This window comes from Alkalibacterium putridalgicola (assembly GCF_900109825.1).
Lineage (GTDB): Bacteria > Bacillota > Bacilli > Lactobacillales > Carnobacteriaceae_A > Alkalibacterium > Alkalibacterium putridalgicola.
Window position 1 is genome coordinate 26,764 of the sequence record NZ_FOBL01000023.1, and the last position, 11,182, is coordinate 37,945.

Genomic DNA, 11,182 nt, shown 5'->3' on the forward strand with positions numbered 1-11,182 from the left:
ACTGGCTCCTTCTATTTAAACTTGATCGAGTATTTTGGTCAGCAGACGTTTCAGCTCATCAAATTCGTCTTGTTCCAGGTGTATCTCTTTGGAAAATCTATTCGGTATCTCTTCTGCCTTCTTTTCGATGCTGCGGCCTTTTTCTGTCAGGCTGACTTCCACGACGCGTTCATCTTTGCTGGATCGCTTACGTTCCACTAACCCGTGCTCTTCCATGCGTTTCAGCATCGGGGTCAGTGTCCCTGAATCCAGATATAAGCGTTCACCCAGCTCTTTGACTGTGACAGACACATCTTCGAACAAGACCAGCAGGACCAGGTATTGCGGATAGGTCACTTCCAGCTTTTCAAGCATCGGCCGGTAGAGCTTAGTGATCTGCCGTGTTGCTGCGTATAATGGAAAACACACTTGATTACTTAATTTTAATATATTTTTAGACACGTTCGTTCACTCCTCTTTTTTCTTATTATAGCAAGGAATATCAAAAGTTCCTACATTTTGACAAAAACAATTAAATTGTGTACAATTTAATTGTAGTAAATTAAAAGGAAGAGGTGTTTTTATGGGACTTGCACTCTATACAGCAGAATCCACAGCCCGCGGTGGACGTCAGGGACATGTTAAATCATCAGATGGTAATCTGGAAGTCGATCTGGCTACGCCTAAGGGATTAGGCGGGAAGGATGTCAAAGGGGCGACCAATCCGGAACAACTGTTTTCTGCAGGATATGCCGCCTGTTTCGACAGTGCACTGCAGTTGTCCGCAAAGAAAGCGAAAAAGAAAACAACATCAGCGGTCACAGCTAAAGTCAGTATCGAGAAACGATTAAAAGGATTCGGTTTAAGCGTCGAGCTATATGTGGAAATCGAAGGCGTTACCCAAGCAGAAGCAGAAGAATTAGTTGAGCAGGCACACGAAGTTTGCCCATATTCTCGAGCGATCGAAGGCAATGTCAAAGTGAAGAAAACCGTTAAAGCACTATAAGTTAATCACACTCTCCACAGGGATTTTCTGTTGGTTTAACAGGAAATCTCTTTTTTTTTACCCAAATTTTCCACAGTTATCCACAAAGTTATGCACATATCCACAGGCTTTGTTCCCGTTTCTGCTTATGAAAGCTTGAAGCTCCGTCAAGATCCAGTTCGTTTATTCAGAAAGTTATGCACACTTTTATTGGGGATTACTTTTATAGGCAACCTGCACAAAAACCCTTTACCTAAAGGGTTAAATCTATCAGTCCAACTTCTATAAATAAAGTTATACACAACTCGTTTGTAGGTTGTGTATAACTTATTTGAAGAAATCCCCGGTATAAATGGTTTCTATATAAAGTTATGCACACCCGAACGGAACAGTTCTTCTTTTTTCCCCAAATAAAAACGCACAGCCTGTGAAAAAGACTGTGCGTTTGATTGAACGGCTTATATATTCTGTTCTTCAGTACTTTGAAGGGTTAGTGTGACTGACTGCAGCTCTCCGTCACGGTAGAATTCGATTTCCACTTCATCCCCGATCTCGGTATCATAGATTTCCTGTCTCAATTCGATGCCATTCGCTACTTCTTCACCGTTGAATGACACGATCACGTCATTCGATTCAAGACCCGCTTCATCGGCCGAACTGTTTGGCTGTACTTCTGCAATCACTACACCGCCTGTGACATCCTCCGGCAGATTTAGTATCGCTTCCTGCTGCTGTGGTGACACCATGGATAAATCGACCATGGCCACGCCTATGACTGGTCTGATTACCTCACCATCCTGTTCCAGCTGATTGATGATATCCAGTGCATCATTACTTGGAATAGCAAAGCCCATCCCTTCAATGGTTGACGATGAGATTTTCATGGAGTTGATCCCCACGACCTGACCCGCGATATTGACGAGCGGTCCACCGGAATTCCCCGGATTGATGGCTGCATCAGTCTGAATGGCAGTCATTTCCCAATCGTTTTCTCCATCCATGTTCGTATCTACGGGCACTGTTCGGCCGGTAGCGGAGATGATCCCTGAGGTTACGGAAGAAGCAAAATTTGTCCCCAGTGGCGAGCCGATCGCAATAGCCGGTTCACCCACGGTCAGGTTCTCTGAATCGCCAAATTCTGCTGTCGCCGATACTGCTTCTGAGTCGATCTCTAAAACAGCCAAGTCTGTCCACATGTCTGCACCGACTATGGATGCTTCCACGCGCGAACCGTCTTTAAACAGGACTTCTATGGCGTCTGAACCATCAACAACGTGATTGTTCGTGAAGATGTAGGCCGTATCGCCATCCACTTTATAAACGGCTCCACTCCCTGTTCCTACCTGCTGCAGGTCTTCTCCCTCTGCATCTGTATCTTGAGACCCTTCATACCAGCCATATGGATTCTGTCCCACACGCTGCATGTTTATAATGGAAACAACGGCTTCATCTACTTCCTGCACAGCGTCTGTTATGTCTGAGGTCACGTCTACTCTGACTTCAGATATTTGGACATCTCCTTCTTCTGTCACAGGTGTATCTTCTACAATTTCTTCATCCTCTGTTTCGGGTTCTGTTTGCGGATCCGTGACATCACACCCTGCGAGTAGTGCGCCTGATAAGCTTAACGCCAATAATGTTTTATATATATTATTTTTCATTTATCGATTCCTCCAGTAAACATATTTACATTATCTATATTAACGGTCAACCATGACATTTTTATGTCTATTTTTCAATTATATCATGATACAATTCTATCATAATCAACTTTTTTTCCGTATTATTAAGCTTTTTGAAGAAAATTAGACTATTTCGTGTTAAAAATACTATCAAGACAACCAGATCCATCTCTTCGATACCTAAAGGTGAATCAGGTCTTTCTAATAACTGTCTCCTGCATTCACTAGTGAGTGAGTGAATGAAAGTGTTTTTGCTTTTATTAACTCTTCCTTTTTTATCTATCGGGTTAATAGAAGATCCGTCATCTTTTGGTAACCCCTAGTCAAAATGGCGCACGGGTTACTAGAAGAACCGCCTTCTTTAAGTAACTCTACTATCAATAACCGCTGAGTTAATAAAAGAGATCCCGTCTTTTAGTAACTCAGAGGCCAATCGGTAAAAAGTTATCAAAAGAACTGCCCTCTTTTGATAACTCCCCATCATGTTAACGACCGAGTTCATAGAAGAAGGCTGAACTTCTATGAACTGAGTCACTTTTACTCAAGGAGTTGCTGGAACGAATTCTACCTTTTCTAAACTCCAGTTGATCTATCCAGCGAGTTGATGCAAATGAATTTCCAGACATAAAAAAAGCCTTCCTCATCTCTAACTCATACGTTAAAGATGAGGATGGCTTTATGGATGTTACAGAATAAACAGCGGACAAGGTTCTGCCGGATCTGTGTCATAGAGCTGGAACCGTTCGTTGACTCCGGTGTCTTTTCTCAAAAGGATATCTTCCACCGTCTGATGAGCGACTTCCTTAATGTTGTTTTCCTTGCTCAAATGGCCCAGATACACACGTTTGGTATTGTCTCCAATAATTTCCGCCAGAGCCAGAGCCCCATCTTCGTTGGATAAATGGCCTTTGTCGCCGATGATACGCTGCTTCAGCGACCAGGGATATTTCCCCATACGCAGCATGCTCAGATCGTGATTGCTTTCGAATAAATAAGCATCGGCGTCTTTCACCAGACCGCGCATACGGTCGCTCACGTAACCTGTATCTGTCAGCATGACGAAACGCTTATCATTTTTCTGGAAAGTGTAAAACTGAGGATCGATCGCATCATGAGACACGCCGAAACTGGAAATATCGATATCCCCCAGCGTCAAGGTTTTCTCTTTTGAAAAATGATGCTTCTGTTCGATCTTCAGTTTACCGAGCTTGGGTTCCATCGCCTGCCAGGTTTTTTCGTTGGCATAGATGTCCAAGTCATATTTTCGGGCGAGGATCCCCACGCCTTTGATGTGGTCCGTATGTTCATGCGTGACTAAGATGCCATCCAGGTCTTCCGGACGGCGCCCTATCTTCGTCATCAATTCGACTGCTTTCTTGCCGCTGAATCCGCAGTCCACCAATACTTTTGTCTGATCAGTTTCGATATATGTGATGTTTCCGGTACTTCCACTGGCTAACACGCTGATGCGCAAGCCGGACTGTTCTGATTGCATCATGACAATGATTCCTCTCTCTGCGAATACTCATTGTCTATCTTACAACAAGTCATCACCTACAAGCAAGACCACTTTTTCAGGTCCTTTTCTTCTATTATTCCTCTGATTCATCACTGCTGATTTCTACATCTATCTCAAGCATTGCTTCTACGTCTTCTTCTGGCTCTTCTGTTGCGTCTTCCTCCGGTTCTTCAGAATCTTCTGACTCTTCAGGCTCTTCCGGTTCTTCAGGTACAAGCGGTGCGGCCGGCTCTGTAATGATCGTGCGTTCCAGAGCATCCACGCGAAGGATTCGTTCGCCGCCGGTATCTCTGACCGGGACATACCAGACTGGGCCGTACATACTTAAGTCTTCCAGATGCAGGGTCCGGTAGTAAGAAAGGATCGGCTGACCGACGACTGAGTTGGAGCTGATTTCATTGTTCTGAAAAAGGACCTCAATGGCCTGTCTATCTGTAATGATCGCCTGCGTCGTCCCCTGTGGTATCATCGGTCCTGCATAGGTCTGCTGGTAAGAGATGATGTTTCCGTCACTGCCGTAAAAGAGCGAGATTTCGGATGTCCCATCTGCCACGGGGATCCCTTCCACTACCTGGGCATAGACAAAGCGATTTTGACTGCGGTCATACCTCAAGTAAGTATATTCATCCCCAAATAAAACCGAATCACTTAAAATAAACTCGTTTAGTCTAGCAAAGTCTGCTTCGGTAAAGCCATCGTCAGGATTGCCTTCGATCTCGATCGGATCAGATAGAATACTTGTGTAGAGAGACCCGTCCGCCGCGACAGAACCCGCCTGATTTTCCAGCTGATCGACATTCTCTTCCAGCAGCTGATTGCTGTCTGCCTGAACATAATAGACTTCCCGTTCTTCTTCCTGAAGGGTGGGCAGTTCGATACCGATCTGCTCCATCTCACGTATCAGATTGACTTGACCGGGGGCACTCGTTGCCTGCTGGATATCATTCCGATTGAAGTAACTGACAAGAAGATAAATATTCAGCAGCAGAAAGGTGATCAGAAAAATGTTTTCAATTTTTTTAAAATCCATTTAGTGATGCCTCCTGTGACTCAATGAATCGGCTGACTTCTATCCAGTTATCCTGAGTTTCTACATACCAGTCGGGTTCAAAGTGCACGACCCGTTCATCTTCTTCACTCTCTGTCCATGTCAAGCCAATGCGGATATCTTCGATATTTTCCATAGTGCCTGCCTCTTCAAGCTGTGCCATAATTTCTGTGCCGCTTGGCAAGGTCTTCGTTCGTTCTCCCGTCAAGGTCAGGGGTGTCTGAACGACTCGGATAGGAACCTCAAGGCTTGTCAGACCACTCTCAACGACGGTCACCTCGATCATCGATTCATACTGCTGATAGCTGTAGATAGGATAGCCCTGGATATAACGCTGGTACGTGACTTCCTGGGTCTCAGGGACATATCCCTGATAATGCACGTGTTCTGTCCAGTTCTCGATCTGCGTCAGCGTCTGATAGCTGCTTAGAAGGCGTTCGCTGAACGTCATCTGTCCCATATCTGAACGCTGTCTCAGATACATTAGGGTATTTGTCGAATCATTTATTCTCAATTCAGTAGTCAGATCGATATAGCGCGTCGTATTGCCCGTACGTCTCGCATCGATATCCGACGTATCGGAAAAGAACTGAAGCACGAACAGGTTGTTCGGCAGACGCTCGACCAGATAGTCACGGTACTCCACTTCCTGTTCTTCTACAGGCAGATAAATGACTCGCTCATTGACTTGAAACGCTTCAACATCGGTCATGATATTATCCTGGGAATAGAGGAGCTCGTCGAGTATCTCTTCTGTATACTCAGTCCCATCGATTTGGTATAGGAATTCATTATGTGAATCGTAGAAACCGGCAAGTTCAGGGTTTTCCTTATTCATCAAGACATGTGTAAAGGTACGATTCTCGTAATCTGTCGGCAAATCACTGAAGCCATTCTCAAAGATCCCAAAGGGTACCGGCGCATCGAAAATAAATTCGATCCAGCTTTCCTCGTTCAGGTACTCCTGATAAGCAGAGAAACTCAAGCGCTGCGGCGACTGTACTTCGCCAAAGGTGGTTTCCGATAAATACTCTTCAAACCAGTCTACTGTATAAAATGTATTGATATCGAGTTTTCTGTCCAGTTCATTACGGTGCCAGATGATTTTCTTGGGAGAAAAAACTTCCACCAGCGAACGGTCGACCAGTGAAGCGGGAACGGTACTGCCGCCTCCGGAAGATGGTTCGCGCAGCTGCACCCCGGTCGTCCAGATCTGAAAACTCAAGAACAAGCTCAAACCGATCAGGACGATCAAGAGCAATTGTCTGATTTTAGACCAAATCATTCCCATTCCTCCTCTTCGTAAGGGACATAAGGAAGGGAGAGATAAAAGGTCGTCCCTTTGCCTTCCGTACTTTCTGCCCAGATGCGGCCGCCGTGCTGTTCCACGACTTCCTTGGAAATAGCCAGTCCTAGACCGCTGCCTCCCATGGCGCGTGACCGGGCCCGATCCACACGATAGAAACGGGAGAATATCTTATTGAGATCGGCTTTAGGGATACCCATCCCTTCATCACGGATACTGATGAGCACCGTGTCGTATCTTTTTTCCATTTTTCCTGTGATGGTTCCGCCGTCCGGTGAATACTTGATCGCATTGTTCATGATATTATCCAGGACCTGGATCATTCTGTCCGGATCCACTTCAACAAACACGGACTCCTGGAGGATATCTTTTCTGATCTGATAGTTCTTGCCTTCATACTCGGCCGAATGAATCACCATGTCGAACCGGTTAAGCACATGTTCGAGCATTTCGGTCATATCGACGATCTCAAGATTCAGCACACTTTTACCCGAATCGATACGGGATAAGTGAAGCAGATCCTGGATCATGCGGATCATACGGTCTGTTTCGTTCTGTGTGACTTCTAAAAAGCGCGGTGCCAGATCGGGATCCTGCCAGGCCCCATCCGCCAGTGCTTCGATATAGCTGCGCATGCTCGTCAATGGTGTGCGCAGTTCGTGAGAGACGTTGGAAACGAATTGCTTACGCTCTTCTTCTATCCGTTCCTGTTCCGTGACGTCATGGAGCACACAGACGATCCCACTGATAAAGCCCGACTCTCTCTGGATCAGAGAAAAAGAGGCGCGCAGGATGATCGGGATACCGTTCTGTTTGCTGTTCACCAGCATATCGTCCTGATTTTCCAGGATACGGCGCAGAGTGACATCTTCTTCTACGTCCAGGATGGACAGCAGATTGCGTCCGATGGCTTCCTCCTGGTTCTTATCCAGCATGGACTGGGCCATCTCATTGATGATCATGATCTTGCCGCGCCTGTCTGTCGCCACAACGCCATCCGTCATATGGGTCAGGACGCTGTCCAGACGTCTGCGCTCGGCATCGATGGATTCCTGCGCCTCGGCAACATCATCGGACAAGTCATTGATCAGACTGGCAAGCTGACCCAGTTCGTCTTCGCCGTAAACTTTCAGCGTACCTGAATAATCTCCTTCAGCGATCTGACGGGTCTGGATCTGCATTTCCTTGATCGGTTTCGTCAGTGCCCGGGAGACCATGTTGGCCAGGACGAGGGACAAGATGATGGCCACCGCACTGGACTGCAGAAAGATGCCGGTGATTTGAGAGATCTGATCATAAACGGATTCAATATTGCTTTCCATTAAAATAGCCCCTAAAAACTGAGACTCTTCCCCCGCTGAAAAAACAGGTTCGACGATTTTCCATCTTCTGTTCTGAGTGACCGGATCGATCACTTGTCTGGTGATGGAATTTTCAGTTATCTGGGCCTGTCTCAGATCGACGTCATCGGATAATTGTCCGACAATGTTCTGCTGGGTCGTATCACTGGTCCCCATGAGAATAAGTTCCGAATTCACGACTTGAAGATCGGTAATGCCACTGCCTGAAAACTCAGTGAGCAGATTGCTGATCTCCTGTTCCGGATTTACTTCGCCTTCTTCCCCGCTTTCTTCACGCTCCAGCGCGGGAAGGATCGTACTTTCCAGAAAATTCATCTGTACTTGACGGTCTTCCTGAAAATTGGCGATCAGCTGACGCTCAATTTGGGTAATAAAATTCGCCCCGATAAGCTGCAGGGCGAATACAAGTAATAGGACGATCACGAATACGATTTTAGTGTTGATCGACTGATAAATGCGAATCTTTTTTTTCATAAATCACTACTTCTCCTGTTGTTCAGGACTTCTCAGATAATAACCTACACCTCGGCGTGTGACGAGGAAAGTCGGATGACTTGGATTGTCTTCGATTTTCTCACGCAGACGTCTGACCGTGACATCTACCGTACGGACATCTCCAAAGTAGTCGTAACCCCAGACCGTTTCAAGCAGGTGCTCCCGCGTCATGACTTGACCGATATGTCTGGCCAGATAATGCAGCAGTTCAAACTCCCGGTGGGTCAGTTCGATGGACTCGCCGCGTTTGGACACGATATAGGCATCGGGATGAACGGTCAAGTCACCCACTTCGATATCATTGCTCTCTTCTTTGGCCGCTTCTGTACTCTGCAGAGAGGCCTGTCTTCTAACATTGGCTTTCACTCGTGCCACCAGTTCACGGTTAGAGAACGGCTTCGTGACGTAATCGTCCGCTCCGAGTTCGAGCCCCAGTACCTTATCGATCTCCTGGTCTTTGGCTGTGACCATAATGATCGGGATATCCTTCGTTTTTCGGACCTCACGGCAGACTTCCAGTCCATCCATTTTAGGCAGCATAAGATCCAGGACGATTAAGTCCGGATTCTCTTCTTCGACCTTTTGAAGGGCTTCTTCCCCATCAAAGGCAGTGACCACTTCAAATCCTTCTTTTTCTAAATTAAATTTAACAATATCGGAAATCGGCTTTTCGTCGTCGACAACTAGTATCTTTTTCAAAGATGTTCCTCCTCAGAACTGTTTTAAAAAACTGAAAACTGTGATGCATTTCACTTTGATTATACCCTACCTATAAGATGTGTTCAATTTTACTTCATCGACCGGCCGAGTTTCAGCGGGTCAAGGTGATCTTCAAGGCATCTGTTTCTCTGGCTATGGCTTTCTTTTCAGGTAAAGTTTCCAGCGACAATACAGAGTCATGTTCCAGAACGATGACAGGTATTACGGTATTAAAGCCTTTTTCGCTGATCAATTTCTGATCGAACGTGGCCAGCTGAGCTCCTTTTTCCACGCGGTCGTTCTTCCTTAAAGAGGTCTGAAACCCTTCGCCGTTCATCAACAGGGTATCGATACCGATGTGTATCAAGACTTTCAGTCCTCCATCTGTTTCTATATAATAGGCATGCTTTGCATCTGCAACTTCGATCAGTTTGCCGGAAACAGGCGCATACACTATTTCGGAAGAAGGCTTGATCGCGTAACCGTCACCGATCATTTTCTGGGAAAATAAATCGTCCTGCACTTCCTCAATGGGAATGATTTCGCCATCTGTGACAGCACTTAACATCACTTCCACTGTATCGCTTTTTTGCTCTCTTTTCTGATCACCGAACCCCTTACGTTCATTACTCATTTTTTTCTCCTTTTTAAAGCGACTGATTTTTATCTGAACAGGCTAAGCAGCACCCTTTTCTGCTTATTTTGCTGCTGCTCATCCACTCCACTTGTTCGTTTCACTTGACAACGCACAAAAATCCTATTGTGTTGCTACTATTCTAACAATTAAAGCTCTTTCAAGCAATATCTTTTCGCTAGCGTTTCAGTTGGTGTTCTATTTACTTCATGGTATTCTAATACTATAGATGTAAAAATGATGAAACTGATCAGTAAAGGAGGCACACAATGGAAGCCGGTTATCTTATTTCGCTCATTATTGTTGGTGTATCGCTTGTTCTCCTCATCGCCATAGGTATTTATGCCATGAAGAAAATGAAGCCGACCCTGAACAATATCGAGCGGACACAAACCAACGTACAAGAACAGGTTGAACATTTTACTAACGAAGCGGATGTGATGCAGAAGAAAGTGGATCTGATCATGACCCGTGTTGACAGCACCAAAGAGGTGGCGCAGACCAATATGGAAAGAATGAACGAACTCTCGGATACTGCGTCTAGTTTGTCTCACTCGCTGACTTACCTGAAAGAACACAGCGCTGATTATTCCAAGGGTATCGCACAAAACACCTATACGGAACTGAAGACAGACGGACCACGCTTAGCCAAGACCTTTAAGCGGGCGTTCAAAGGGACAGTCGAAAAACAGAAACAGCGTCATCAGAACGACTCGACACAACCACTATAAACCACATTATCTTGAAAGGATGACTGAATCATGCCCAAAGTAAGTTTAACAAAAGCCGTACTCATGAGTGCCGCATCAGCCTTCGCCGCTCTAATGTTTGCCCCTAAAAACGGTAAAGCCTTTAGAGAAGACCTGAAAGACGAGGCATTGAAATTAAAAGACTCCGGAGAAGAAAAAGCCCATGAACTCGTGGATGATTTTAAAACGTCTTACATGGAAGCTGAAAAAGAGCTGGAATCAGAACAGGCTAAACTTGATGCCAAACAGGCGAAATTGAACCAGACTATTGAAGAAATCGAAAGAGATCTGGCTTTAAGTGAAGCCGAAAGACAAGGAACGACAACGCCTGCATCCGATGCCGCTTCTGCAGGCCAGACGATGTATACCGATGATAAATTAGGCGATGTCAAAGATACGCCTCTTGAACCTGAACAGGATCAGGCCATTCCGAAAGACAAAGTGGATGAAGCCCTCCACGACAATTACCTGTCAGATGATGACGATTTTGATATCGACAAATCTGAAGCTGAAGGTAAAGAAGATGCTTCATTGAAGGTAAACCCTAACGAATAATACCATAGGAAAAGGCTGGACTCTATTGAGCCCAGCCTTTTTCTGTGTTTAGATAAGAAACCTTCGACAATGTAACGGGAAAAGTGGTCGGCTAGCGGTATTAAGACATGTTCTGGTGATTTCTTCTCAGGAACTTGTTCTAATAACGGTTTTGCAACATGTTTTTAGTG

At 45.5% G+C, this 11,182-nt stretch carries 11 protein-coding genes; 3 read left to right on the forward strand and 8 right to left on the reverse strand.

The features are described 5' to 3' along the window. Positions 1 to 15: 15 nt before the first annotated feature. Positions 16 to 441, reverse strand: coding sequence for a MarR family winged helix-turn-helix transcriptional regulator (locus BMX84_RS08355; protein ID WP_246119093.1), 426 nt, complete (start codon positions 439 to 441; stop codon positions 16 to 18). A gap of 121 nt (positions 442 to 562) precedes the next feature. Here BMX84_RS08355 and BMX84_RS08360 point away from each other — a divergent pair, with 121 nt between their 5' ends. Continuing rightward, positions 563 to 985, forward strand: a complete 423-nt coding sequence (locus BMX84_RS08360) for an organic hydroperoxide resistance protein (RefSeq protein ID WP_091488825.1) — start codon at positions 563 to 565, stop codon at positions 983 to 985. Between the two features lie 437 nt (positions 986 to 1,422). Here the strand turns inward: BMX84_RS08360 and BMX84_RS08365 are convergent, their stop codons facing one another. The 7 genes from BMX84_RS08365 to BMX84_RS08395 all read right to left on the reverse strand — a co-directional run bounded on the left by BMX84_RS08365 (position 1,423) and on the right by BMX84_RS08395 (position 9,708). Next, the gene (locus BMX84_RS08365; protein ID WP_091488827.1) at positions 1,423 to 2,625 is read right to left on the reverse strand and encodes a S1C family serine protease; all 1,203 of its coding nucleotides are present in this window, start codon (positions 2,623 to 2,625) and stop codon (positions 1,423 to 1,425) included. A 706-nt stretch (positions 2,626 to 3,331) separates the two neighbouring features. Beyond that, positions 3,332 to 4,141, reverse strand: coding sequence for an MBL fold metallo-hydrolase (locus tag BMX84_RS08370; protein WP_091488845.1), 810 nt, complete (start codon positions 4,139 to 4,141; stop codon positions 3,332 to 3,334). Positions 4,142 to 4,238: 97 nt separating this feature from the next. After that, positions 4,239 to 5,195 carry a two-component system regulatory protein YycI gene (locus BMX84_RS08375; RefSeq protein ID WP_091488829.1) on the reverse strand — a complete coding sequence of 319 codons (957 nt, stop codon included), beginning with the start codon at positions 5,193 to 5,195 and terminating at the stop codon, positions 4,239 to 4,241. Next, positions 5,185 to 6,498, reverse strand: a complete 1,314-nt coding sequence (locus BMX84_RS08380) for a YycH family regulatory protein (protein WP_177165518.1) — start codon at positions 6,496 to 6,498, stop codon at positions 5,185 to 5,187. The genes BMX84_RS08375 and BMX84_RS08380 overlap by 11 nt, the downstream gene beginning before the upstream one ends. Beyond that, entirely contained in the window at positions 6,495 to 8,354 is a 1,860-nt protein-coding gene (walK, locus tag BMX84_RS08385; protein WP_091488832.1) for a cell wall metabolism sensor histidine kinase WalK, read from the reverse strand. Before walK ends, BMX84_RS08380 begins: the two co-directional genes overlap by 4 nt. Positions 8,355 to 8,360: 6 nt before the next feature. Further along, positions 8,361 to 9,074: a response regulator YycF gene (yycF, locus tag BMX84_RS08390; protein ID WP_091488834.1), complete on the reverse strand. Its 714-nt coding sequence runs from the start codon at positions 9,072 to 9,074 to the stop codon at positions 8,361 to 8,363. 112 nt (positions 9,075 to 9,186) lie between these two features. Next, positions 9,187 to 9,708 carry a PTS sugar transporter subunit IIA gene (locus BMX84_RS08395; protein WP_091488835.1) on the reverse strand — a complete coding sequence of 174 codons (522 nt, stop codon included), beginning with the start codon at positions 9,706 to 9,708 and terminating at the stop codon, positions 9,187 to 9,189. Between the two features lie 269 nt (positions 9,709 to 9,977). On the opposite strand from BMX84_RS08395, the gene BMX84_RS08400 reads away from it, so the two are divergent. Further along, positions 9,978 to 10,439 (forward strand): DUF948 domain-containing protein, encoded by a 462-nt coding sequence (locus BMX84_RS08400; RefSeq protein WP_091488837.1) that lies wholly within the window; start codon positions 9,978 to 9,980, stop codon positions 10,437 to 10,439. Between the two features lie 30 nt (positions 10,440 to 10,469). After that, positions 10,470 to 11,012 carry a YtxH domain-containing protein gene (locus BMX84_RS08405; RefSeq protein ID WP_091488839.1) on the forward strand — a complete coding sequence of 181 codons (543 nt, stop codon included), beginning with the start codon at positions 10,470 to 10,472 and terminating at the stop codon, positions 11,010 to 11,012. The last annotated feature ends 170 nt before the right edge of the window (positions 11,013 to 11,182 follow it).

Excerpts from the sequence above, each read along its gene's own strand:
- BMX84_RS08360 (WP_091488825.1), top strand. The coding sequence starts at position 563 with ATGGGACTTGCACTCTATACAGCAGAATCCACAGCCCGCGGTGGACGT.
- BMX84_RS08400 (WP_091488837.1), top strand. The coding sequence starts at position 9,978 with ATGGAAGCCGGTTATCTTATTTCGCTCATTATTGTTGGTGTATCGCTT.
- BMX84_RS08405 (WP_091488839.1), top strand. The coding sequence starts at position 10,470 with ATGCCCAAAGTAAGTTTAACAAAAGCCGTACTCATGAGTGCCGCATCA.
- BMX84_RS08365 (WP_091488827.1), bottom strand. The coding sequence starts at position 2,625 with ATGAAAAATAATATATATAAAACATTATTGGCGTTAAGCTTATCAGGC.
- BMX84_RS08370 (WP_091488845.1), bottom strand. The coding sequence starts at position 4,141 with ATGCAATCAGAACAGTCCGGCTTGCGCATCAGCGTGTTAGCCAGTGGA.
- BMX84_RS08380 (WP_177165518.1), bottom strand. The coding sequence starts at position 6,498 with ATGATTTGGTCTAAAATCAGACAATTGCTCTTGATCGTCCTGATCGGT.
- BMX84_RS08395 (WP_091488835.1), bottom strand. The coding sequence starts at position 9,708 with ATGAGTAATGAACGTAAGGGGTTCGGTGATCAGAAAAGAGAGCAAAAA.
- walK (WP_091488832.1), bottom strand. The coding sequence starts at position 8,354 with ATGAAAAAAAAGATTCGCATTTATCAGTCGATCAACACTAAAATCGTA.
- BMX84_RS08375 (WP_091488829.1), bottom strand. The coding sequence starts at position 5,195 with ATGGATTTTAAAAAAATTGAAAACATTTTTCTGATCACCTTTCTGCTG.